Origin of the sequence: Gramella sp. KN1008 (assembly GCF_004332155.1) — a bacterium.
In the GTDB taxonomy this organism is placed as follows: Bacteria; Bacteroidota; Bacteroidia; order Flavobacteriales; family Flavobacteriaceae; genus Christiangramia.
Genome location: NZ_SJDV01000004.1, coordinates 1 through 23,235, shown reverse-complemented (window position 1 = coordinate 23,235; position 23,235 = coordinate 1). Strand labels below are relative to the sequence as shown.

The 23,235-nt window shown below is 38.2% G+C and carries 22 protein-coding genes and 1 tRNA gene; 9 read left to right on the top strand and 14 right to left on the bottom strand.

Annotated features, from left to right (window positions below):
- The first annotated feature begins 90 nt into the window (after positions 1–90).
- A complete protein-coding gene (gene tatA / locus EZJ28_RS08345; protein WP_131396785.1) occupies positions 91–300 on the top strand; it encodes a twin-arginine translocase TatA/TatE family subunit in 210 nt (69 codons plus the stop codon).
- A gap of 55 nt (positions 301–355) precedes the next feature.
- On the opposite strand, the gene EZJ28_RS08340 is transcribed toward tatA, so the two are convergent.
- Genes EZJ28_RS08340 through EZJ28_RS08330 form a run of 3 tightly spaced genes read right to left on the bottom strand, consistent with a single transcriptional unit; the run spans position 356 to position 4,176 of the window.
- Positions 356–1,333, bottom strand: coding sequence for a DUF4837 family protein (locus tag EZJ28_RS08340; protein WP_131396783.1), 978 nt, complete (start codon positions 1,331–1,333; stop codon positions 356–358).
- 22 nt (positions 1,334–1,355) lie between these two features.
- Positions 1,356–2,942: a lytic transglycosylase domain-containing protein gene (locus tag EZJ28_RS08335; RefSeq protein ID WP_131396781.1), complete on the bottom strand. Its 1,587-nt coding sequence runs from the start codon at positions 2,940–2,942 to the stop codon at positions 1,356–1,358.
- A gap of 49 nt (positions 2,943–2,991) precedes the next feature.
- Complete coding sequence (locus EZJ28_RS08330) at positions 2,992–4,176, bottom strand: phosphoglycerate kinase (protein ID WP_131396780.1); 1,185 nt, start codon at positions 4,174–4,176, stop codon at positions 2,992–2,994.
- Positions 4,177–4,244: 68 nt separating this feature from the next.
- Here EZJ28_RS08330 and EZJ28_RS08325 point away from each other — a divergent pair, with 68 nt between their 5' ends.
- A complete protein-coding gene (locus EZJ28_RS08325; RefSeq protein ID WP_131396778.1) occupies positions 4,245–5,402 on the top strand; it encodes a DNA polymerase III subunit delta' in 1,158 nt (385 codons plus the stop codon).
- 2 nt (positions 5,403–5,404) lie between these two features.
- Entirely contained in the window at positions 5,405–5,800 is a 396-nt protein-coding gene (locus EZJ28_RS08320; RefSeq protein WP_131396776.1) for a DoxX family protein, read from the top strand.
- Positions 5,801–5,873: 73 nt separating this feature from the next.
- Here the strand turns inward: EZJ28_RS08320 and EZJ28_RS08315 are convergent, their stop codons facing one another.
- The 5 genes from EZJ28_RS08315 to EZJ28_RS08295 all read right to left on the bottom strand — a co-directional run bounded on the left by EZJ28_RS08315 (position 5,874) and on the right by EZJ28_RS08295 (position 13,106).
- Positions 5,874–6,437, bottom strand: a complete 564-nt coding sequence (locus tag EZJ28_RS08315) for an OmpH family outer membrane protein (RefSeq protein WP_131396775.1) — start codon at positions 6,435–6,437, stop codon at positions 5,874–5,876.
- Between the two features lie 215 nt (positions 6,438–6,652).
- Complete coding sequence (locus EZJ28_RS08310; RefSeq protein WP_131396773.1) at positions 6,653–7,519, bottom strand: class I SAM-dependent methyltransferase; 867 nt, start codon at positions 7,517–7,519, stop codon at positions 6,653–6,655.
- A 39-nt stretch (positions 7,520–7,558) separates the two neighbouring features.
- The gene (gene mnmG, locus EZJ28_RS08305) at positions 7,559–9,430 is read right to left on the bottom strand and encodes a tRNA uridine-5-carboxymethylaminomethyl(34) synthesis enzyme MnmG (protein WP_131396772.1); all 1,872 of its coding nucleotides are present in this window, start codon (positions 9,428–9,430) and stop codon (positions 7,559–7,561) included.
- Positions 9,431–9,448: 18 nt separating this feature from the next.
- Positions 9,449–9,880, bottom strand: coding sequence for an rRNA maturation RNase YbeY (gene ybeY, locus EZJ28_RS08300; RefSeq protein ID WP_131396769.1), 432 nt, complete (start codon positions 9,878–9,880; stop codon positions 9,449–9,451).
- Positions 9,861–13,106, bottom strand: a complete 3,246-nt coding sequence (locus tag EZJ28_RS08295; protein ID WP_131396768.1) for a DUF4175 family protein — start codon at positions 13,104–13,106, stop codon at positions 9,861–9,863. Before EZJ28_RS08295 ends, ybeY begins: the two co-directional genes overlap by 20 nt.
- 119 nt (positions 13,107–13,225) lie before the next feature.
- Between EZJ28_RS08295 and gltX the strand changes: the two genes are divergently transcribed.
- Both gltX and EZJ28_RS08285 read left to right on the top strand, forming a co-directional pair.
- The gene (gltX, locus tag EZJ28_RS08290; protein WP_131396766.1) at positions 13,226–14,743 is read left to right on the top strand and encodes a glutamate--tRNA ligase; all 1,518 of its coding nucleotides are present in this window, start codon (positions 13,226–13,228) and stop codon (positions 14,741–14,743) included.
- 113 nt (positions 14,744–14,856) lie between these two features.
- Entirely contained in the window at positions 14,857–15,819 is a 963-nt protein-coding gene (locus EZJ28_RS08285; protein ID WP_131396765.1) for an SPFH domain-containing protein, read from the top strand.
- A 42-nt stretch (positions 15,820–15,861) separates the two neighbouring features.
- Here EZJ28_RS08285 and EZJ28_RS08280 read toward each other — a convergent pair whose 3' ends face one another.
- The 4 genes from EZJ28_RS08280 to EZJ28_RS08265 all read right to left on the bottom strand — a co-directional run bounded on the left by EZJ28_RS08280 (position 15,862) and on the right by EZJ28_RS08265 (position 18,650).
- Positions 15,862–16,104, bottom strand: a complete 243-nt coding sequence (locus tag EZJ28_RS08280) for a DUF6327 family protein (RefSeq protein ID WP_131396763.1) — start codon at positions 16,102–16,104, stop codon at positions 15,862–15,864.
- Positions 16,104–16,463 carry a hypothetical protein gene (locus EZJ28_RS08275; RefSeq protein ID WP_131396761.1) on the bottom strand — a complete coding sequence of 120 codons (360 nt, stop codon included), beginning with the start codon at positions 16,461–16,463 and terminating at the stop codon, positions 16,104–16,106. Before EZJ28_RS08275 ends, EZJ28_RS08280 begins: the two co-directional genes overlap by 1 nt.
- Positions 16,464–16,470: 7 nt before the next feature.
- Positions 16,471–16,845, bottom strand: a complete 375-nt coding sequence (locus tag EZJ28_RS08270; RefSeq protein ID WP_131396759.1) for a YtxH domain-containing protein — start codon at positions 16,843–16,845, stop codon at positions 16,471–16,473.
- Positions 16,846–16,970: 125 nt separating this feature from the next.
- On the bottom strand, positions 16,971–18,650 hold the full coding sequence (locus EZJ28_RS08265) for a glutamine--tRNA ligase/YqeY domain fusion protein (RefSeq protein WP_131396756.1): 1,680 nt from the start codon (positions 18,648–18,650) through the stop codon (positions 16,971–16,973).
- 136 nt (positions 18,651–18,786) lie between these two features.
- Between EZJ28_RS08265 and folB the strand changes: the two genes are divergently transcribed.
- Positions 18,787–19,143 carry a dihydroneopterin aldolase gene (gene folB / locus EZJ28_RS08260; RefSeq protein ID WP_131396754.1) on the top strand — a complete coding sequence of 119 codons (357 nt, stop codon included), beginning with the start codon at positions 18,787–18,789 and terminating at the stop codon, positions 19,141–19,143.
- Positions 19,144–19,193: 50 nt separating this feature from the next.
- Positions 19,194–19,264 (top strand) — tRNA-Cys (locus tag EZJ28_RS08255).
- A 31-nt stretch (positions 19,265–19,295) separates the two neighbouring features.
- Here EZJ28_RS08255 and EZJ28_RS08250 read toward each other — a convergent pair.
- On the bottom strand, positions 19,296–20,033 hold the full coding sequence (locus tag EZJ28_RS08250) for a LysE family translocator (protein ID WP_131396752.1): 738 nt from the start codon (positions 20,031–20,033) through the stop codon (positions 19,296–19,298).
- 99 nt (positions 20,034–20,132) lie between these two features.
- On the bottom strand, positions 20,133–22,331 hold the full coding sequence (gene rnr / locus EZJ28_RS08245; RefSeq protein ID WP_131396750.1) for a ribonuclease R: 2,199 nt from the start codon (positions 22,329–22,331) through the stop codon (positions 20,133–20,135).
- 223 nt (positions 22,332–22,554) lie between these two features.
- Between rnr and EZJ28_RS15995 the strand changes: the two genes are divergently transcribed.
- Both EZJ28_RS15995 and EZJ28_RS08240 read left to right on the top strand, forming a co-directional pair.
- The gene (locus tag EZJ28_RS15995; protein ID WP_165499052.1) at positions 22,555–22,725 is read left to right on the top strand and encodes a hypothetical protein; all 171 of its coding nucleotides are present in this window, start codon (positions 22,555–22,557) and stop codon (positions 22,723–22,725) included.
- Positions 22,726–22,757: 32 nt separating this feature from the next.
- On the top strand, positions 22,758–23,000 hold the full coding sequence (locus EZJ28_RS08240) for a DUF2007 domain-containing protein (protein ID WP_131396748.1): 243 nt from the start codon (positions 22,758–22,760) through the stop codon (positions 22,998–23,000).
- Positions 23,001–23,235: the final 235 nt, after the last annotated feature.

Below are 23,235 nucleotides of genomic sequence, written 5' to 3'. Positions count from 1 at the left end.
ATACCAGGTATTTATGAAAGGCAATTTATTGACTTCTTAACGTTAATATTGCTTAATTCTTGTTAAGTTTGTAAAACTAAATTAAAAGACATGAATGCATTTATTTTGCCTTTGGCCATAGGAGCGCCGCAAATTATTTTAATTGTAGTGGTGATATTATTGCTTTTTGGAGGGCGTAAAATTCCTGAATTAATGAGAGGGCTTGGTAGCGGTATTAAAGAATTTAAGGATGCTTCCAAAGATGATGATAAGGGAGCAACTCCAGATGACGGTAAAAAAGTTCCGGAGGAGAATAAATAGTCTTCCACCCTATATAACACATAAAAAAACCCAACTTTTCAGTTGGGTTTTTTAGTTACTTTATCTTCGCTGAGCGGAGAATGGCATCCAGCTCAAAAATATTGTCCCGTTTCCCCCGTGAAGGAGAAAAAACAAAGCCTTCAAGAATTAAAAACCTGTTATTCGCTTCGTCTTTAACTGCGTAATTCACAAAAGGGCCAGCCATAAAAGCGTTTTGCACTTCCCAGGTTCCTCTCGTTTCATAAGCAAACTTGCCACCTATTTTAGTCTCAAAAAGATATGGTGCATAGGCTTTTTCCGTGATCATGTATGAACCTTCAACCGGTCCGGGGATCTGAGCCTTTCCTATGGAATCCCTCATTTTAGAAATATTAGCGATCACGCTGGAATCATTTTCTATACGACTTATAGGGACTTCATAAACAAGAATCTCCATATTCCCCTTTGGTATCTCTTTCCTAATCCAAACAAAGTCATCATCTTCCTTAGCATATCGATACGCAGAAGGAAAATTAAGTTTTAGTCCAAACTTTTCCTGAAGCGATTCATCCTTCTTTAAAGACTTTCTGATTCTTCTTTGCTTTTCCTTAAGCTCGGTTTTCTTTAAAAGACTTATAATAGAATCAGATTCTTTATTGATCACCTCTATTATTTCTTCCTGATCCCTGCCCTGTACAACTATACCGGTTTGAGGTCTTGCAAATTCGTCAGATACCAGGGCCATACCTTTTTCACCTTCTTCTATCTTTAGAAAGATACGGCTGTTCCTTACAAAACCTGTAAATGTCTTAGGTGGGATCTGGCTTAAACTGAAAAGAGGTTCTTCCTGAGGCAACCCGTCTACCGGGGCCGCAAGATTATCACGTATAGCTTCACCTACCTGTCCTTCCCAGAGATCGTTCTCTATTACGACGGTTAACTGATTAATATTTCCAGAAGAATCGCTGAGAATACGATCGTTAGGAGAGGTTTTATCATTTTTACAGGAAAACAATAAGATAAGAATGGCTAGCAGGCCTAAGCTACGTTTCATTTTTTCGGTTTTGGTTATAATCCTAGCCCTTGTAAACCTTAAGTTTCATACCGGGTTTCAGACTATTTGTGTTCATATCGTTCCAAGCCCTCAAATTTTGTACCGTAACACCCGGAAACTTTTTAGAAATACTCCAAAGAGAATCTCCTTTCTTCACGGTATATACTTTAGGATTTGAATTTTTGCCTGAAGTAGAGTTTTCTGAACTGGACGTAACCTCCACCGGTTTTCGAGGGTAAATGGTAAGATACTGACCTATTCTAAGGTTATTACTTCTCAGATTATTCCATCTCTTTATACTGCTGATGCCTACTCCGTAACGCTCGGCTATCTTACCTAGATAATCTCCTTTTCTCACTCTGTAGCGAATGCGATCTTCGGTTTCCACATAACGTGGAAGCTCCTTTTCCTTCTCTATCAGTTCATTTTGGGCATACTGGTAGATCGCATTTTCATTGCTAACAAATTTACCTACTGCATACTTTGGTAGTCTAAGACTGTATTTTTCTTCCTCTACAAAAGGTATGATATCAAGTTTATAACTCGGGTTTAAAAACTGGAGCATTTCCTTTTCAACCCCCGTTATCTTATTTATCTGATCAAATGTAAGCATATGTTTCACCTGGAGAGTATCGGTCTCGAAATAGACCACATCGGGTCTTTTAGGCTGGAATTTATGCTCATCGGCATATTCAAAAAGGTAAAGTGTAGCTAGAAATGCAGGTACATATCCCGCTGTTTCACGTGGAAGATATCTTCTTAAATGCCAGTAATCCGTAGCTCCCCCACTTCTCCTTATAGCTTTGGATACATTTCCCGGCCCTGAATTATAAGAGGCTAGTACAAGATCCCAATCTCCAAAAACCTTATAGAGGCTAGCAAGATACTTAGCGGCAGCTTCAGTAGATCTCACCGGATCCATACGCTCGTCTACATAAGAACTTACATCCAGACCATGCATTTTTCCAGTGGTGAACATGAACTGCCATAAGCCGGTGGCTCCCACCCTGGACTTGGCCCTTGGATTAAGCGCTGATTCCACCAAGGCCAGATATTTAATCTCCAGAGGAATATCATATTTATCAAGTTCCTGCTCGAACATAGGGAAATAGTAACTGCTTAATGCCATAAGCCGCTCCATTCCTTTTTTATTCCTTTTGAGGTAAGATTTTATAACGCTTTCCAGGATCGGATTGTATTCAACATTAAATGGAGTCCTGGCATTTAAGCGTGCTAGACGTGCCTTAAGGGTGTCTGTGGGCAATTCTTTATAGACTACCTCTTCATAATCCTGCTCATGAATGCTTTTCTGCATTGTCTCGAACAGGTCGGAATTGGTTAACTCCATTTTCCATAAAGAGTCTATGGTTTTAGCCTTCGGAAGGTCTTTTAAAGCAACTTTAGAAGAATCCCTTATAACCGCCGAAATAGGTAATTTATTCCTGAACTCGGGATCCGGCTGTGCTAGTTTGATATCGATGTTATCGCTTTTCTGGAAGATCTGGACCCTGAAATTCGCTTTTTCTATTCGTTCATTTTTCTCTTTCTCCTGCGCAAGGACCGGTATCCCTACAAGAATCAACAACAATAAAATTTTTCGTTTCAGCATATATTCATTTTACAATAACGAACGAAAAAACATCAAAATTCGTACCTCTTTACTTGTTAATTGCTTCAATACCAGGTAAAGATTTTCCTTCAAGCATTTCTAGCATAGCCCCGCCACCAGTGGAAACGTAACTTACCTTGTCTTCAAAACCGAATTTTTTAACAGCGGCAACAGAGTCTCCACCTCCTACGAGTGAGAATGCACCATTTTTAGTAGCTTCGGCAATAGCCTCACCTAACTGAATAGTTCCCTTAGCGAAAGTATCCATTTCGAATACTCCCAGCGGACCATTCCAAAGAATGATTTTAGAATCATTTATAACCTTTGAAAAGTTCTGAATGGTCTCCGGGCCTACATCAAGCCCCATCCAGCCATCCGGGATATTATCCACACTCTCTGTTTGGGTACTTGCCTGTTCTGAAAAACTATCTGCAATAACAGAATCTACAGGAAGATGAACTTCAACTCCCTTTTCCTTCGCTTTTTTAAGGATTTCAAGGGCAAGTTCCTGTTTATCCTCCTCAACCAAAGAATTTCCAATATGGCCGCCCTGAGCCTTAACAAAGGTATAGGTCATCCCTCCACCAATAATAAGATGGTCTATTTTATCCAGAATATTTTCTATAACAGTGATCTTTGTAGAGACCTTTGCTCCCCCAAGAACAGCTGTTACAGGCTTTTCTTTGCTGTGCAATACTTTATCAAGACTTTTAATTTCCTTTGCAAGTAAATATCCAACGCATTTATCTTCAAAGAATTTAGCGACAATCGTAGTAGAGGCGTGTGCCCTGTGGGCAGTACCAAAGGCATCATTCACATAGATGTCACCTAATTTTGAAAGTCTTTCTGCAAATGCCTCGTTGCCTTCTTTTTCTTCATCATGAAAACGAAGATTTTCCAATAAAAGGATCTCTCCCGACTGAAGATTCTTAGCCGCTTTCTCAACCTCTTCACCAATACAGTCTTCAACAAATTTTACTTCCACTCCAATAACCTCAGAAACCTTATCAACGATATGCTGAAGAGAATATTTGCTTTCTTTTCCTTTAGGTCTTCCAAGGTGAGACATTAGAACAACACTACCACCGTCCTCAAGAATTTTAATAATTGTAGGTTTCGCTGCTTCGATGCGGTTCGCATCGGTCACCTTCATTTCTTCATTAAGCGGAACATTGAAGTCAACTCGTATTAATGCCCTTTTATTATTAAAATTGTAATCGTCTATAGTTTTCATAGTAATGCTTTCTTACAAATATAATTTTTTCCGAAGATAATAAAGCTTATATAATTTTATATTTGCCTATGCTTTTTAATGATGTAATTGGTCTTCCGCACATAAAAAATCACCTCACGACCACGGCCGATAGAAAGAGGATTCCTCATGCACAGCTTTTCACAGGAAGCTCTGGAAGTGGCACTCTGCCTATGGCGATAGCTTATGCTCAGTATATTCTTTGCAAAAACTCAGGAGGAGAAAATGATACTGAAGAGTCTCAGGCATGCAATATGAAGTTCCGGAATTTTTCGCATCCAGACCTGCATTTTGCTTTCCCTGTTGCCGCCAATGATAAGATCAAAAAACACCCGGTCTCTTCACATTTTCTAGAGGAGTGGAGAACTTTCTTAAAGGATAATCCATATGGGAGTTTATATGACTGGTATCAATGTGTGGGAATAGAAAATAAGCAAGGTCAGCTTAGTATCCATGAGGCTCAGGATATTATGAAATCCCTGTCCCTTAAATCTTATGAAGGCGGATTTAAAGTAATGATCATCTGGATGCCGGAGAAACTGAATATCGCTGCTTCCAATAAACTGCTAAAGTTAATAGAAGAGCCTCCAAACAGCACAGTTTTTATCCTGGTAGCTGAAGATGAAGAACAGATAATACAGACAATAAGGTCAAGATGCCAAAGCCTTCATTTTCCGCCATTAAGTGAGGCAGATATTGCCGAGGCCCTTGTAGAAAGAGAGAATTGTGACCCCTCCCTCGCCAGGAAAATAGCTCACCAGGCAAACGGAGATTATACCAAAGCCAACCATCTGTTGAAAAAGGATTCCAGTGACGAGCAATTTGAAACCTGGTTCATCAGCTGGGTAAGAAGTGCCTTCAAGGCTAAAGGCAATAAGTCTACTGTTCTTGAACTTATTTCCTGGAGCGAGGAACTTGCGGGGCTAAACCGGGAAACCCAGAAGAGCTTTCTTCTATATTGTATAGATTTCTTCAGGCAGTCACTGCTTATGAATTATAAGGCAAAAGATCTGGTCTATCTGGAGCCGTCCAGCGAGAAATTCAAACTGGAGAATTTCGCGCCATTCATTCACGGGAACAATATCATGGATATAATCGAGGCACTGGAAACTGCGATCTATCATATAGAACGTAATGGAAATGGAAAAATAATATTTACCGATCTTTCAATTAAACTAACCCGATTTTTACATAAAAAAGCCGCTTAAACATGGAAAATATTACCGCTAACTTAACAGAACTACTCATCCTGATTTTTATTCTGATCACATTTATGCAGTCTGGCATAGATAAGGCTACCGACTGGAAAGGAAATACCGGATGGCTTAAAGACCACTTCTCAGGCACCTTCCTTGGAGGAATGGTTCCTATGATGGTTGCCGTTGTTCTGATACTTGAGGTTATCACAGGAATACTGTCAATACTTGGAATCATATGGCTATTAGCTTATGACGAAGGAGCCTGGGCCCTTTATACCTGTGTACTTTCCTGCATCACATTACTGATGCTTCTTTTTGGTCAGCGCGTCGCAAAAGATTATGCAGGAGCTTTTACCATTACAGGATACTTTATTGTATGTATTTTTGGTGTTTATTTATTGAGTTAAACTGAATTTATTCCAATAAAAAAAGCTTCAGAAAAATCTGAAGCTTTTTTATTATACCGGAAAAATGTTCCGGTTATTCTTCTGTTTCTTCCTCAATTTCTTCTTCTATTTCATCTTCAACTTCCGCACCACCGTATTCTTCATTAAGTTCTTCGAGGATCTCCTGGGTTATATCCAGTCCTTCTTCAGCATACATGATGTTAGCACTTTCATTTGAGCCAAAGATGTAAGTATAGTCATGCTCTTCTCCGTAAGCCTTCACGTAATCCTTTACTTTGTTCACAAGTGAATCCATAGCAGCGTTGCTCTCCTCCCTTAAACGGTTACTCTGCATTTGCTGTTGTTGCTGGATCATTTGTTGTTTCTGCATCAATTCCCTTTCCTTTTCCTGACGAGCAGATTGAGACATTGAATTCATTTCTGACTGATATGCCTGAACTTCCTGTTGAAAAGCGCGGGCTACCGAATCCAATTGTTGTCTTACAGAATCAGATTTAGACGTGAACTCAGCTTCCACATCTTTCATCTCCTTATATTCCTGAATTAAAACTGTGGTATCCACATAAGCGGTTTTTTGCTCATTACATGAAACCATCATAATTGCAATTGCGGCAATTCCAATAAATCTTTTGATCATAATTTTTTGTTTTGAATGGCAAATGTATAAAACTATTTTTTGTAGAAAAGCAGAGAATAGCATTAATATAATTATTTCTAATCACTATAAATTTATTTATAAAGATAATCTATTAATAATTAAGTAACTGTAAGCCTCTTAAGGGAGTTTTGAAGAAACGGAAAGGTGTTGAATAAGCCAGGTTAGTTAAAACGTCTTAAATCGCTTTAAATCGATTATTTTAGCCTTTTCTGAAAGAAATAGGCAACAGAGGAATACTCTCCGGTCTTTTTAGCTTTAATATTGGAAACAAGACCACGGTAAACAGCATTAAAGATATTCGGTCTTTCCTGTCTATTTTTCTCGCTTAAGAGACTTACATAAAAAGAATCAAATTTGAGAGGTTTTTCCTTCAATAGAAAAAAGCCCTTATTTTCTAATTTCTCAGTTAAGCCTTTTCTTGAAAAATGCCAAAGATGTCGGGGCACATCCCAGGCTGCCCAATTCTCATTATAATATCTGGAATCATAAGAATTGTAATTAGGAACGGCAATAACTAAAATTCCGCCGTCCTCGAGAAGACCATGAAATTGTTCAAGCTTCTCTTCATAATCGGGAAGATGCTCCAGAACATGCCAAAGACTTATCACATCATATTTCTTATCTCTTAAGTGGGCAAGATCGGTTTTAAGATCCAATCCTTTTAAAATAGCCAGATCTCTTGCGAGCTTATTTGGTTCCACCCCTTCCACTTTCCAAAGAAAGGATTTCATTTTATTCAGAAAATCTCCCGTACCGGCCCCAATATCCAAAATATTCCCGTGCTTAATTTCCGCACGGATCCAATTAGCTTTTTTAGAAAGCATGTATGATTTTACGAACTGATAGATTTTATCCTGAATATTTCTGGAAGAATCCCGGTGAGAAATGTATTCTTCACTATCATAATATTTTTCAAGATTTTCTGGAACGGGAAATGTTTTTAAAATTCCTTTTTCTGCCGGCAGAATTTCAAATTTCTCACCGCTAACCAAATAATCTTCACACACCAGCTTTTGCTCTGATGTGATACTTTGATCTAATTTTCCGGTTGTAGTTATCAAAAATTTTGAATGTTTGTTCCACGTGGAACATTTAAAAAATTATCTCCCCATATAAACAAGTAGAACCGAAATATCATTCGGACTAACTCCGCTTATCCTTGATGCCTGTGATACGGTTGCGGGTTGAACTTTTCTGAGTTTTTCACGAGCCTCAAATGACATGGATTTGATCTTTGAATAATCAAAATTAGAAGGAATTCTAATATCTTCCAAACGGTTAAGCTTATCAGCATTATTCTTTTCTTTTTCGATGTAGCCAGAATATTTTACCTGGATCTCAGTTTGCTCAATCATTTCTTCATCCAGATCTTCTTCTTCTATAAATTCCTGAACCCCGGAGAAATTTTTAATATCCTCCATAGTGATCTGTGGCCTCGAGAAAACCTTAAAAACCTTATCGCTTTGTTTCATAGGGGACGATTTTTTATCCTCCAAAACCGGATTTGCCTCTTCGGGAACCACGCTTAAATCCTTCAGGAATTGAACAAATTTAAATGACTTTTCCTTTTTCAGTTCCATTTTTCTCATGCGATCTTCAGACGCCAGACCAAGATTATAGGATCTTTCAGTAAGCCTGAAATCAGCATTATCCTGTCTTAATAAAGTTCTGTATTCTGCACGCGAGGTAAACATTCTATAGGGTTCCTCAGTGCCCTTTGTTATAAGATCATCAATTAAAACACCTATATAAGCCTCGTTTCTTTTCAGAATAAATTCTTCCTTTTCCTGAACTTTGAGGGCTGCATTTATTCCAGCCATGAAACCCTGGCAAGCAGCTTCCTCATACCCGGTAGTCCCATTAATCTGTCCGGCAAAATATAAACCTTCTACCAGTTTAGTTTCCAGGGTATGTTTTAATTGAGTAGGTGGAAAATAATCATACTCTATAGCATAACCTGGTCTAAAGAATTTCACATTCTCAAAACCATCCACAGATCTCAGGGCTCTGAATTGAACATCTTCCGGTAATGAAGTAGAGAACCCATTTACATAAACTTCTACTGTATTCCATCCTTCCGGTTCTACAAAAAGTTGATGCCTGTCCTTATCTGCAAACCGATTAATTTTATCTTCTATTGAGGGACAATACCTAGGACCTATACTTTTAATTCTTCCATTAAACATCGGAGAACGATCAAAACCATCACGCAGAATATCATGAACTTCATTTGAGGTATAGGTCATGTGACAGGATCTTTGTTTAGTCAGAGGTTTTGTCTCATCCGAAAATGAAAATTTCCCAGGTATATCATCGCCGGGTTGTTCGATCATTTTTGAATAGTCCAAAGACCTTCCATCCACTCTCGGAGGAGTTCCTGTCTTCATCCGACCGGCTTCAAAACCAACATCGATTAGATCTTTTGTGATTCCGGTGGCCGCCCTTTCTCCTGCTCTACCGCCACCAAATTGTTTATCTCCAATATGGATGAGTCCGTTTAGAAAAGTACCGTTAGTGCAGATAACCGTTTTAGCGAAAATTTCAAGCCCAAGAGAAGTTCTAACTCCAACTATTTTTTCATTTTTGATAATAAGCCCCGCAACCATTTCCTGATAAAAATCTAGATTCCGAGTTTGTTCGAGTTTAAGTCTCCAGTCCTCAGCAAATCTCATCCGGTCACTTTGAACTCTTGGACTCCACATGGCCGGACCCTTGGATTTGTTAAGCATCTTGAATTGGATAGCACTGGTATCGCTCACGATTCCGCTATAACCACCCATCGCATCGATTTCCCTGACAATCTGCCCTTTTGCAATCCCACCCATAGCCGGATTACAACTCATTTGAGCAATGTTTTGAAGATTCATTGTGATGAGCAGGGTTTTGCTACCCATGTTTGCAGCCGCAGCTGCCGCCTCACTTCCAGCATGCCCAGCTCCAACTACAATTACGTCATACTGCTTTTCGAACATATCCTGTAATAATTTTTCTTATTGTTCCACGTGGAACAATTTGATTTTTTCTTCTTCCTTGCGTCGCATCAATTCCTGATCCCTTTCAGACTTATCTTTATAACCGCAAAAATGCAAAACGCCATGGATCATTACCCGTTTTAATTCTTGAATAAATTCAACATTAAAATTATGAGCATTTTCCTCCACTCTTTCGGTACTTATAAAAATATCGCCGTGTAATGTATTTCCTACCGTATTATCAAAACTTATGATATCGGTATAGGTGTCATGCGAAAGATATTTAAGATTGATTTCATGAAGATATTCGTCGTCGCAAAAAATATAATTTATATCGCCGATATATTTATTTTCTGAAAGAATAACCTTTTCAATCCACTCACGGTATTTATTCTCATCAGCAAGTTTAAATTCGTTCTCGCTAAAAAAATTAATCTCTCCCTTTTCCAAAATATTCCTTGACCTTTTCTCTGTAAATTTGGCGCAAAGGTAAGGTTTGTCTGTTTAAAATTTCAGTGGAATTAAAATATTCTTTTGCCTTATCAATCTGATTCTGAAGAGTGTTTTGGTATTCCTGTAGATTGGTTTCAGATTTCCTTTTTTCACTTGTACCCTGAAGCTGATGCGCTTTTTCAAATTCAAGAAGTTCGTACTCCAGCCTCTGCATCCTTTTTACAGTCTCCGGATCAAAACCTTTATCCAATAATTGTTCCTCGATCTGCTTCATTTCATCCACAGGACTGTTACCTTCTTTCAACCCGTTTTGTTCAAGAAGTTTTTCCATCTGCATCCTAAGCATCTGTTGTTCCTTATAGATCTCATATAGATCCCCATTGCTTCCCTCACCTTCATTTTGATTACCTTCAGGTTCGGGAGTAGGTTTCCCTTCCATGCCCTGTTTCATTTGTTCCATTAGTTTTTTCTGTTCCTGGATAATATCCTGCAAATGAAACTCCTGCCCACCGTTGCCCTGCCCTGATTGTGGAGTGCCCATCATTTGCTGCATGGAGGTAAGTATATTATCCAAAAGGTTTGCAAGATCGTTAGCCCCGGTCACTACATATTGCTGACTGGCGGTTCCCTGAGGAATCTCATTTTCAGATAATCTTTCTATAGCTTTTTCAATGTCAAATTCAACATCGGTAAGTTTCTGAGTAATGGATTCATTAATCATTGGATTCTTAAGCGCCAGTGCGTAAAGACTGTCATCTATATGCCTGAAATTTTCCCTCAGATTACTCTGCTCTTTTAACCTCGCAGCATACCTTGGATTGTTCTGTTGCAACAGTTTAAAATCGTTAAGAAGCTCTTCCTGTTCAAAAGAAAACACAATCAAATTATCCAGAATTTGTCGCAAGGTTTCCGCATCGGCCTCCAGTTGCTGTTGTTGCATTTGCATAGACATCTGCTGCATCTGAGAACTCATCTGTTTCATTTTTTTAGCGGCATCTTCCTGTTTCTTCTGGGCCTCCGATTTTTTGTTTTCCTCTAACTTTTCAGTGGCATCCTTTTGATCTTTTTGAATACTCTCCTCATCTATCTCCTCCCTGCCTAAATCCTTCGGCTCTTTCAGTTTCTGATTTTCCTTTTCAAGCTCATCCATCTGCTGCCGGAAATCATTGAATTTTTCATTTAATTCTTCCTGATTTTCCCTGGTATTATCCTTTTCAGTTTTGGAAATATTTTCCTGTTCCTCTGCAAGTTTTTCAAGATCCCGTGCTAATTTCTGTTTCTTCTCCTCTACGTAATACCGTTTGGTAAGTTCAAGCAACTGTTCAAGATTTCTCTGGTTGTTCTGATTCTGTTTTGAAAGTTCTTCCAGCTTTTTTCCAAGATCTTCCTTTTGTATCTTTTCAGAATACTTTTCAAGTTCTTCCAATAAAGCCTCATTTTCCTCAAGTCTTTTTTCATTATTCTCAAGTCGCTTGCTCAATTCTTCTTTCATACTAGAAGGTTCTTCAGATTCATTCTTCTGAAGACTCTTTTCAAGTTTTTCAGAATAATTCTTCATCATTTCATTCTGCTTCTTCTGTCGCTTCAGAAACTCTTCAAGCTTTTTCCTTTCATTATAATTCAATTCTTCTTTTTCCTTTTCAACTCTGGATAATTCTTTAAGCTCCTCATCAGATTTTTCATAATCCTTGAGGCGTTCACCTATCTTTTCTATGGCATCATTTTGTTCCTGCAGATTCTCATCGATCATTTCTTCTTCAGTTTTCTTCCGATAAGAAAAGGTTTCAGATCTACTGGATTTTGCCCCGTTAACGCCATCATTATCATAGATCCTGAAATAGAAAAGATAACTCAACCCGTTTTCCAGTTGAAGGTTTCCAGGAAAACTGAAGTGGAATTCATCAAAGCTTTCCCTGGAAACGGGTAAACTGACAAATTTCAGGTTTGCTTCATCATTTTCAGGATAGTAAACCAATTGAAGGCGGCTTAATCCATAATCATCTGAAACATCACCTTTAAAATACTGAATATCAGAATCTAATGAATCCCTTTGACCAATAACCTGAATTTCAGGATACTCATCTTTGACCACCTTTACCGAATAATCCAAAGGTTCATAATCCTTAACCATAGGATTGGAAGAACTTACGACATATGGCAGATTGGATCTTACAGTCTTTTTAAAATTGGAAACCCCACTTTGGGATGCCAGATGATAAACGGAATCAGCTATCGTAAAATTGATATTTTCTGTATTGCGAGTATTAAAATTCCACTTTATTTCGGTTCCTTCCGGCACCGTAATATTTCCCGTACCCGAAATGATTTCATCCTTCAATCCTGTATAAACAGGATAATCAAGGTTCATTTCAAAATTCAATAATTTAGGAACTTTAATAACTTCCAGTCGGTGATCCACGGAACCAACCTCGTTGGAAATAAATTTGAATTCAACATCATCCGACAAATCTGTAAAAGTATACTCAAAGACACCCGGAGCCGTTTGTCTCATAAAACTATCGGCATCATTATATATTACCCGGACTGTTTCGGGATTATAATCTCCAATGGTCTTTACCTGAAGTTTAAAGTTCTCCCCTTCCCTCACCTTCAATTCATTATTCTGTATCATAAAACTGAAGGGAGCTGGTTTTAGATAAACGGTATTGTAATCTGAGAGTCGGCTGAAACTCTGGGTGATAAAATCGGCTTTTCCGGCAATTACCAGACCCAGGACTATAAGGACAGGAAATACGATATACCGTAGATATTTTCTGTTCTTTTTTAGATCTATTGCATTTGTAAAAGGAACCGGGGTGAGTTCTTTTGATCGCTGATCGATGCTGGCCAGCAGTAATTCAGATTCTTTAGAATCGTTTTTAAGTTGTAGAAGATTAGTTAGTTTATCGTTGACTTCAGGAAAGTGCTTACCGATGATCCTCGAAGCCTGGAATTCATCAATTCCATTTGTTAGCTTCAGAAGTTTCATCAAAGGGATTCCGATGAATTTAAAAAGGAGAACGATTTCAACCACAATAAAAAGCCAGAAAAGTATGGTCCTTCCGATAGTTGATAACCATAAGAAATATTCCAGGCCAACTACGATCAAAAAATAAAGAAGGCCTGTAGCGAGGAACAAAAGGCTCCCCTTAAGTATCAGGTTTAGATAATACTTCTTTATAAAAGCTTCAAGTTTCTCCTGCACCAATCCGAAATTCTCCATTTTCAACAGCAATGTTTCCTTAAAAATACAATAAAATTCCATCTTCTCCACGATGCCCTTTCTCCGGTTTAGGATTGCTTGAAGAAGGTTGTATCTTTGCCTTCAAAAATCAACAAAATATGTCTTCTAAAGTAAGAGTGAGATTTGCTCCCAGCCCAACGGGCCCGTTGCACATTGGTGGTGTAAGAACGGCTTTGTACAATTATCTTTTTGCTAAAAAGCACAATGGAGATTTCGTGCTTAGAATTGAGGATACAGACCAGAATCGTTTTGTGGAAGGCGCCGAAGATTATATTATTGAATCCCTTAACTGGTGTGGAATTCCCTATGATGAAGGCCCGGGAAAGGAAAAAGGCTTCGGTCCTTACAGACAGAGCGAACGCAAAGATATATACCGGGAATATGCCGAAAAACTGATTGAATCAGGAAATGCTTACTATGCTTTCGATACGGCCGATGAGCTTGATGCTCATAGAAAAGATCACGAAGAAAAAGGAAAAACCTTTATCTATAACTGGCATAATCGCGAAAAACTGAAAAACTCTTTATCACTTTCAAAAGAGGAAGTTCAGGAAAAACTTGATGGCGATGAACCATATGTGATACGTTTTAAATCACCTAAGGATGAGATCCTTCATTTGAAGGATGTGATTCGCGGGGATATGGAAATTGATACTAATATCCTTGATGATAAAGTTCTCTTTAAGAGCGACGGTATGCCAACCTATCACCTGGCTAATATCGTGGACGATCATTTAATGGAGATCACTCATGTAATTCGCGGAGAAGAATGGTTACCATCGCTGGCTTTGCATTATATGCTTTACAGAGCTTTTGGATGGGAGGCTCCTGAATTTGCACATCTTCCGCTAATTCTGAAACCTCAGGGTAAAGGAAAATTAAGCAAGAGAGATGGTGAAAAAATGGGCTTCCCGGTATTCCCTTTGGAATGGAAAGATCCTAAATCGGGTGAAACTTCAGCAGGATATAGGGAAGACGGATATTTCTCCGAAGCGGTGGTGAATATGCTTGCTTTTCTTGGCTGGAATCCTGGAACTGAACAGGAATTCTTCGAACTGGAAGAGCTCACTAAAGCTTTTGAACTGGAAAGAGTTCATAAAGGAGGTGCGAAATTCGATCCTGAAAAGACCAAATGGTTCCAGCAGCATTATATTCAACTTGCAGATAATGATCTTCTCACCGAAGAATTTCAGAAAGTGCTAAAAAAACAGGAGATCGAAGCAGAAACCGAGTATGTTCATGCAGTGGTAGATCTCATCAAAGAAAGAGTTGTTTTTGTTGAGGATTTCTGGGATCAGGGATATTTCTTCTTTATAGCCCCTACTTCGTATGAGCCTAAAGATTCCAAAAAAGCATGGAAAGAAGATACCAATGAGCTCATGAGTGAACTTATTGAAGTTCTAAAGGCTCAGGATGAATTCGAAGCTGAAAAACTTCAGAACGAGGTGAAATCATGGATCAAAAGCAAGGAGATAGGTTTTGGAAAGGTTATGATGCCTTTAAGGATAGCTTTGGTTGGCGCTTTGCAGGGACCCGATCTGTATAAGATTGCTGAATTCGTAGGTAAGAAAGAAACCATTAAACGAATTGAAACCGCTATAGAGACGATACATTAAACAACATGATAATTTTATTAAAACCCGGATGTGTATTTTCATATCCGGGTTTTTATTTTTATAAGGCTTAAGGCTTTTATTCTTAAATTGAAGCTCTAATTTAATTCACAATTATGCTCAATTTAATCTTATTGCCAATTCTTGGGGTTGTTACTCTCCTAGTACTATTCTCAGGAATCTTCATCGTGAAACAGCAGTCGGCTGCCGTAATAGAAAGGTTCGGAAAATTTACGAGTATCAGGAATTCCGGACTTCAGTTAAAAATTCCTGTAATAGACCAGGTTGCAGGCCGGATAAATCTTAAGGTACAACAGCTCGATGTACTTGTGGAAACTAAAACAAAGGATAATGTATTTGTAAAGCTGAAGATATCAGTACAATTCCAGGTGATCAAGAATAACGTCTACGATGCCTTCTACAAGCTTGAAAGTCCGAGTGACCAGATTACTGCCTATGTTTTTGACGTTGTGCGCGCAGAAGTACCTAAAATGAAGTTAGATGACGTGTTTGAACGTAAGGATGACATCGCTATAGCAGTTAACCGTGAGCTAAACGAGGCTATGGAAGATTATGGATACGATATCATTAAGACCCTTGTAACCGATATAGATCCAGATGTGCAGGTGAAAGCGGCCATGAATCGTATCAATGCCGCTGAACGGGAAAAAGTGGCAGCAGAATATGATGCCGAGGCAGACAGGATTAAGATCGTAGCAAAGGCACGTGCTGAAGCGGAAAGTAAGAGACTCCAGGGACAGGGAATCGCCGATCAGCGACGTGAAATAGCCCGCGGACTCGAAGAAAGTGTTGATGTTTTGAACAATGTTGGGATAAATTCCCAGGAAGCTTCAGCTCTTATCGTCGTCACCCAGCATTACGACACCTTGCAGGCTATTGGGGAAGAAACCAATACTAATCTCATCCTGCTCCCAAACTCGCCGCAAGCAGGTAGTGATATGCTGAATAATATGGTGGCTTCCTTTACGGCTTCCAACCAGATAGGAGAAGCTATGAAAGAACAGAACAGAAAGCAGCCAGAGAAAACCAAGAGAAAACCGAATAACGGAGATGCATAAAAAAAGCCCCGAATCGGGGCTTTTATATTTTCAATATTCTGATTATTTCCGTTTTCGTGAAGTAGAAGTTACCACCCTTTTCACACCAAAGATCTTAGAAACAGCTTTAAGAACAAGGGCTTTCTGGATAATAGAACCTATTGTGCTTCCAATAAGGGATACAGGCGATAATCCTTCTTTAGCCTGATCCAAGCTAAGCTTGATCTCTTCCTTATCTATCTCTGTCTGCAATCTAAGGATCTGCAGATCTTTGTCTATTTCTTCAAAGGAGGAATATGTTCTCATCACTCTTCTTTATCGTTAAAAATAATCTTAGAGAACTTTCTAAGTAGTAGTTTCTCTATAGGCTCTTTTCCAAAAATGAAAATAAGAACGAAAACCAGAAGGTAAAAACCACCAACTATAAAATAGCCTGAACTAGGAACACCTATCGCTTCGCTAATGACTATAGCCAGTGCAAAAGATATCATTATTCCTGCTGTACTCAATAAAAAACCGAGAACCAGAAAACGGACCAGGGAAGTAGCTCCCTTCATTCCATGTTTAAAGGCCTTAAGTTTGTAATATTCCGCATTACTGTGCAGGAATGCCTGAATATTATCGTTTAAATCATGAATACTGTTGGAAAGTTTTTCAAATGCCATAAAAAGATTATACTACGGCCTTATCTGGCTTATTCCCAGAAGTGTTGCCTGGTTTATCTTTTTGCAATTTAGCATTTTGTTTTCGTAATTCCTCAAGTTTGGTTTCCATCGCGGCCAAAATATCATCTGCCTTATGACTTGCGGAAGATAAGGTCTCCTCAAGTCTCTTTTCAAAATCCACTCTTGCTTTTTTGGCTCTATCACTCAAATTGGATGAAGTTTCCTGATAACGTTTGTTCAGTTTATCCTGAGCATCCTGAGCATCCTTTTTAAGCTTTTTACGGGTGTTCTCACCTGTATCGGGAGCATATAGAAGGCCTATTCCCGCTCCTATTGCGGCTCCTGTAATCAATGCTAAAAGGGTATTTCCTGTATTTGCCATAAGATTTTGAATTTTAAGTTATTATTCACTCAAAGATAACGGAAGCCAGTACCTTTGGTTGTTAATAACCGGTTAATATGTTAAAATCCTTTGCTAAATTATTCTTAAAGCAAACCGTTAAGGAATTATTTTCCCTTTTTCGCCCAGGAATCTCTAAGAGTAACGGTTCTATTGAAAACCGGTTTTTCAGGAGTTGAATCCTTATCAACACAAAAATATCCTATACGCTGGAACTGTACCTTATCCAGCTCCTGTGCATCCTTAAGACTTGGTTCAAGGTAACCGGTAACCACTTTTAATGATTCTGGATTTACAAAATCAAGATAATCCTTCTCCTTATCTCCATCAGGTGCTTCTTCTGTAAACAATCTATCATAAAGTCTCACTTCGGCTTCTATAGCATGTTTTACGGAGACCCAGTGAAGTGTTCCTTTCACCTTTCTTAGTGATTCTTCAGTACCGCTTCCACTCTTGCTCTTAGGATCATAAGTGCAGTGAATCTCGGTGATATTGCCTTCATCATCCTTGACCACATCCTCACCCTTTATGATATAAGCGTTCTTTAAACGAACTTCTTTTCCTAAGGTTAATCTGAAAAATTTTCTATTAGCACTTTCCTTAAAATCCTCGCGCTCAATAAAAAGTTCCCGGGAAAAAGGAACTTTCCTATTCCCAGCTGACTCGTCTTCAGGATTATTCTCCGCTTCCAGCCACTCTTCTTCGTTTTCAGGATAATTGGTAATTATTAGCTTTACAGGGTCCAAAACCCCCATCACCCTTGGAGCAATCTTATTAAGGTCCTCCCTGGCACAGAATTCAAGATGCGAAACATCAATTAAATTCTCTCTTTTTCCAACCCCGATAGAATCGGCAAATTTCCTAATGGACTCAGGTGTATAACCTCTTCTTCTAAGCCCCGAAATAGTAGGCATTCTTGGGTCATCCCAGGACTCTACATATCCTTTTTCTACAAGATGAAGCAGTTTTCTTTTACTAACAATGGTATGACTAAGATTCCTTCTTGCAAATTCTCTTTGTTTAGGTTCAAAATCACCCGGTTTGCTAACCTTTTCTATGAACCAGTTATAAAGTTCACGATGCGGTAGAAATTCAAGTGTACAGAATGAATGTGATACCTGTTCAATAAAATCACTCTGACCATGAGCCCAGTCATACATTGGATATATCTTCCAGTTATCTTTAGTACGATGATGATTCTTATGTAAACACCTGTACATAACCGGATCTCTCATCAGCATATTTGGTGAAGCCATATCAATTTTTGCCCTTAAAACATGACCTCTTTCAGGAGTTTCTCCATTCTTCATCTTCTCAAACAATTCCAGGTTCTCTTCTACTGAACGATTGCGATAAGGACTTTCGGTTCCAGGTTTTGTAGGTGTACCTTTTTGTTCAGCGATCTCTTCTGAAGTCTGGCTGTCAACATACGCATCTCCATTTTTTATCATTTCCACGGCCCAGTCATATAACTGCTGAAAATAATCTGAAGCATAACATTCCTTAGCCCATTTAAAGCCCAGCCATTCAACGTCTCTTTTGATAGCGTCTACGTACTCCTGTTCTTCTTTTATTGGATTGGTATCATCGAATCTTAGGTTCACAGGGGCATTATACCTCTCGCCCAGTCCGAAATTAAGACATATCGAAGAGGCATGTCCAATATGAAGATACCCGTTTGGTTCCGGAGGAAAACGGAACTTCAGATCATCTCTTTTATAATCCTTCTTTAAATCTTCTTCTATGATTTGCTCAATAAAATTGAGCGACTTTTTTCCTTCGGCCATAACTGAATTAAAATGAAGTGCAAATTTATCAAATTTTAAATCGATAGCAGTGTTTACAACATAATTGTATTATTTAAAAGATGGGTCAATAATTGAAAAGCTCAAAAGGGCAACTTATCTTTGTCAAAAATAAGTAGTGGGAGTAATCAAATTAAAGAATATCAAGGTCTTCTCCTATCACGGATGCCTTGATGAAGAAGAAAAGATTGGTAGTGAATACCGGGTGGATCTAAAAGTTTATGGTGATCTTTCACATTCAGCCAAAACCGATAAATTAAGTGACACCATAGATTATGTTCATTTGAATAAAATAGTCAAGGAAGAAATGGCTATCCGCTCCAAACTGCTTGAAAATGTTGCTGAAAGGATCCTTAAAAGGATAATGGACGAGCTTATAATGGTTCAGAAAGCAAAAGTTGAAGTTTCAAAGATCAATCCTCCTATTGGTGGAAATGTAGCTATGGTGAGCGTAAGCCGTACCAAATCCCGCTAGATTTTAGTTTTGAAACTTAAAATTTTTATTACATTTGCCAACCTATTGATGGCATCGTGGCCGAGTGGCTAGGCAGAGGTCTGCAAAACCTTGTACAGCGGTTCGAATCCGCTCGATGCCTCAGACAAAGCTTCCCTTAGCGGGAAGCTTTTTTATTTTTCAAATTCTTCTGTTTCAACCAGATTTTCAAGTTTTCCAATAACTGAATTATTTGGAGTTATCTCGTCCAACTGATCCTTTATTTCATCTACCTGATAAGGAAATACTCCCTGAAATATTAATATACCACCAAACACTACCAGTAACAAGCTGATACTTTTTTTCATTACATAGATACGGTTAGGAGTAAGTTTACGGTTAAGTTTTTTGGCCAGCAGAATCTTTACCACATCAATAATCAGATAGGTTCCAAGCACGGTGCCGAAGAAAACACTAATCCTGTTCATGTCCATATCCATTTTAGGACCGAATACGATGATTACTCCAAGCCAGAATCCCAGAACACCTATATTGATAAAATTAAGCAGGAAACCCTTTGCAAATAACCCGAAATAGTCGCTCTTTCCAAGTTTCCTTATCTCAGGTGTCTCATCTTCTGTCTGTAAAGTCTTTCTAGTCTGTAAAAAGCTCATCACTCCATAGGTGGTAAGGATCATTCCGCCAAAGATAAAAAGAGCCGGATCATCCTTTATACGCTCCAGTAATTTGGTAGTACTAAAGTAAGCTATAAGAAGAAAGATTATGTCAGCGAGTATAACCCCCATATCAAAAGATATGGCAGCTCTGAAACCTTTAATAGCAGCGGTTTCCAGCAATACAAAGAAAACCGGGCCAAGTAAAAAAGCCAGAAAAATACCCAATGGTAAACCTGCTAAAACGTCCTGTAACATACAGTAAGGTTATGTTGCAAATGTAAACTTTTTGATCTTTTAGTAGGATCGGCAGCATTTGCATCAAGGTTTTAAATATATGGAATGAAAAAATAAATTTTAATCTTCTTCCACTTCGTCGCGGCTTCCCAGTAAAGTAAAATCAAGATGTCTCTTTACGAGATCTGCATTTTTAACTTTTACATATACCTCATCTCCCAGTGTGTAAGTTTTCCCGGTCTTTCTTCCGGTAACAGAAAATTCTTCGGGATCATACTCATAATGATCATCATTAAGATCCCTAAGCCTGATCATTCCTTCACATTTATTCTCCACTATTTCAACGAATATACCCCATTCTGTAACCCCTGAGATCACACCAAGGAATTCCTCATCTTCATGATCCTGCATAAATTTAACCTGCATGTATTTGATAGAATCCCTTTCGGCATTAGAGGCCAGGTTTTCCATTTCACTACTGTGATGACATTTATCTTCATACTCTTCTTCACTGGCAGATTCATTCTTATCAAGGTAATGCTGAAGCAATCTGTGCACCATTACATCCGGATATCTTCTTATAGGCGAGGTGAAATGAGTATAAAAATCGAAAGCCAGCCCATAATGTCCAATATTCTCGGTTCCGTAATAAGCTTTACTCATAGAACGTATGGCAAGAGTATCTACCATGTTCTGCTCCTTTCGCCCCTGCACATCCTCTAATAGTTTATTTAAGGAAGATGTAGTGGACTGCCGGTCCTTTAAGTTTAATTGATGACCAAACCTCCCAACGATATTTTGAAGAGCAGCCAGTTTTTCCTCATCAGGTTCATCATGGCATCTGTATACAAAAGTTTTCTTCGGCTTTTGTTTTCCTATAAATTCGGCCACTTTACGGTTAGCCAGGAGCATAAACTCCTCTATAAGTTTATTGGAATCCTTGGCGGTTTTGAAAAACACTCCAACCGGATTATTTTCTTCGTTCAAATTGAATTTAACCTCTACTTTATCAAAGGAAATGGCACCTTCACGCATACGTCTCGAGCGCATCTTTTTTGCCAGCCTGTTAAGAGTGCAAATAGCTTCAACAAGAGCTCCTCTAACGGTATATGCATGTTTTCTTATGGAAATATCATCAGGAATGGTACCCGTTCCTGTTTCAATAATATGCTGTGCCTCTTCGTAGGCAAAACGCTCATCTGAATAAGTAACGGTTCTTCCAAACCACTGATCTTTAACATTGGCATTATCATCAATTTCAAATACAGCAGAAAAAGTAAATTTTTCCTCATTAGGCCGTAAAGAACATGCATTATTTGAAAGAATTTCAGGTAACATAGGCACTACCCTGTCCACCAGATATACTGAAGTTGCACGTTCAAAAGCCTCTTCATCCAGGATGGTTCCAGGCTTCAAATAATGCGAAACATCAGCTATATGAATACCAATCTCGTAATTTCCATTTTTGAGAGACTGAAAACTAAGGGCATCATCAAAATCTTTCGCATCCCTCGGATCTATGGTGAATGTAAGTACATCCCGCATATCCCGCCTTTTTGCAATTTCTTCCTCATTAATGGAAGTATCTATCTTATTTGCAAATTCTTCAACTTCTTCAGGGAAATCATGGGGAAGTCCATATTGTGCAAGGATAGAATGAATTTCAGTATGATGTTCTCCAGGCGTACCAAGTACTCTGGTTATCCTGCCAAAGGGAGAATCAGCCTTTTCCGGCCATTCTTCAAATTCAACTACCACTTTATCACCATCTTTTGCGCCATTAAGTTTGCTTCCTGAAACGAAAAAATCCGTATACATGGAGTTATCATCAATAACCACAAATCCAAAATCCTTTTTTTGCTGGAGCGTTCCAACAAATTCAGTTCTTTTACGTTTAAGTATTTTAGTTATTTCACCTTCAGATCTTTTGCGCCTGCGGCGATTATAAACATAGATCTCTACAGTATCCCCATCAAAGGCAGCATTAAGGTCTTTGGCTGCTATAAAAATATCATCTGCAAGCTCTTCCACCATTACGTAGCCATAACCCTTGGTGGTTAAATCCAGTACTCCGGTATAATAATTTCGTTTTGAATCAATTTTAAATTTTCCACGGTCTACCTGCTCAATCTGTTTTTTTGCCGCGAGTTGGGCAAGTTTCTTTATAATCTGATTCCTGCTACTGGCATCATTAACTCCCAGAACCGCGGCTATTTGTTTGTGATTATAAGTTTTCCCTGGATTATTACGAAGTATATCTATGATACTCCTGGAAAGATCTCCTTTTATTTGAGTCTTGTTCTTTTTCTTTTTCTTCATTATCGCTTAGTATACCATAAAATTAAGTCATTATAATCAGACAATAAGTTTTTCATTTTAAAGTTTTGTTAAGAGCCGATAATTTAAGCTCGTTAAAATGCTTTTAACACATAAGATATTTTTTTTACGGTTTTTTAAAAAAAATTAAAAACATTCTTAATTTTTTCTTAATTTAGATTTAACATTCCCCAGATACTCCCCTCATATTTTTGCAATTAGGATCATGAAAGTTGATAAAGCAACTAAATATTCAGTCATGTTTTTCCTCATCTTTATTTTTGGGGTGATCTTCTTTGTAGCTTATATCAATCGAACGCTCAATAAAAAAACCGAGATCTTTCCTTTAAATACCGAGCAACCCAATACAGAAATAGCTTTAAAATTTGAAAGATAAAGTCTATCTTTAAGAGACTTGTTAAAGTTCTTATGAAAGATTATAAGTGTCTTGCGACCTTTACCTATCCCTATGAATATTTCGTACTTAAATTAAAGTTCGAAGAAGCATCTGTACGGCATTACTTCCAGAATGAGACCCTTGTAGGCTTGCTACCAATGTCTTCTTTCGCCTTTGGAGGGATCAGGCTTATGGTTCACCCAGCAGACATTACAAGAGCAAAGGAAATCATAGACTCTCTAAACGACAAATCTTCGCACTTACACATCGTTTAGTTATAAACATTATATATCATATTTATTATTTCTTCTTTTTTAAAAAATTTAAATGATGTTATATGATGGTGTGTTAATTTGTAGAATATTTTTTCTGGATAAAACTTGGATATTCTGTTGTGCTTTTTTGATAACATCTTATCAACATAGCTATTAATTCTTAACTCCTTGATATTCTTATTATTTTAAGATTTACTTAACAGAAGTTCATAAAATTGTTTTAATATATTTTCTG

Bases quoted from the DNA above. Each gene is read 5' to 3' on its own strand.
- tatA (WP_131396785.1), top strand. From the start codon at position 91: ATGAATGCATTTATTTTGCCTTTGGCCATAGGAGCGCCGCAAATTATT.
- EZJ28_RS08340 (WP_131396783.1), bottom strand. From the start codon at position 1,333: ATGAAACGTAGCTTAGGCCTGCTAGCCATTCTTATCTTATTGTTTTCC.
- EZJ28_RS08335 (WP_131396781.1), bottom strand. From the start codon at position 2,942: ATGCTGAAACGAAAAATTTTATTGTTGTTGATTCTTGTAGGGATACCG.
- EZJ28_RS08330 (WP_131396780.1), bottom strand. From the start codon at position 4,176: ATGAAAACTATAGACGATTACAATTTTAATAATAAAAGGGCATTAATA.
- EZJ28_RS08325 (WP_131396778.1), top strand. From the start codon at position 4,245: ATGCTTTTTAATGATGTAATTGGTCTTCCGCACATAAAAAATCACCTC.
- EZJ28_RS08320 (WP_131396776.1), top strand. From the start codon at position 5,405: ATGGAAAATATTACCGCTAACTTAACAGAACTACTCATCCTGATTTTT.
- EZJ28_RS08315 (WP_131396775.1), bottom strand. From the start codon at position 6,437: ATGATCAAAAGATTTATTGGAATTGCCGCAATTGCAATTATGATGGTT.
- mnmG (WP_131396772.1), bottom strand. From the start codon at position 9,430: ATGTTCGAAAAGCAGTATGACGTAATTGTAGTTGGAGCTGGGCATGCT.
- EZJ28_RS08295 (WP_131396768.1), bottom strand. From the start codon at position 13,106: ATGGAGAATTTCGGATTGGTGCAGGAGAAACTTGAAGCTTTTATAAAG.
- gltX (WP_131396766.1), top strand. From the start codon at position 13,226: ATGTCTTCTAAAGTAAGAGTGAGATTTGCTCCCAGCCCAACGGGCCCG.
- EZJ28_RS08285 (WP_131396765.1), top strand. From the start codon at position 14,857: ATGCTCAATTTAATCTTATTGCCAATTCTTGGGGTTGTTACTCTCCTA.
- EZJ28_RS08280 (WP_131396763.1), bottom strand. From the start codon at position 16,104: ATGAGAACATATTCCTCCTTTGAAGAAATAGACAAAGATCTGCAGATC.
- EZJ28_RS08275 (WP_131396761.1), bottom strand. From the start codon at position 16,463: ATGGCATTTGAAAAACTTTCCAACAGTATTCATGATTTAAACGATAAT.
- EZJ28_RS08270 (WP_131396759.1), bottom strand. From the start codon at position 16,845: ATGGCAAATACAGGAAATACCCTTTTAGCATTGATTACAGGAGCCGCA.
- EZJ28_RS08265 (WP_131396756.1), bottom strand. From the start codon at position 18,650: ATGGCCGAAGGAAAAAAGTCGCTCAATTTTATTGAGCAAATCATAGAA.
- EZJ28_RS08250 (WP_131396752.1), bottom strand. From the start codon at position 20,033: ATGTTACAGGACGTTTTAGCAGGTTTACCATTGGGTATTTTTCTGGCT.
- rnr (WP_131396750.1), bottom strand. From the start codon at position 22,331: ATGAAGAAAAAGAAAAAGAACAAGACTCAAATAAAAGGAGATCTTTCC.
- EZJ28_RS15995 (WP_165499052.1), top strand. From the start codon at position 22,555: ATGAAAGTTGATAAAGCAACTAAATATTCAGTCATGTTTTTCCTCATC.
- EZJ28_RS08240 (WP_131396748.1), top strand. From the start codon at position 22,758: ATGAAAGATTATAAGTGTCTTGCGACCTTTACCTATCCCTATGAATAT.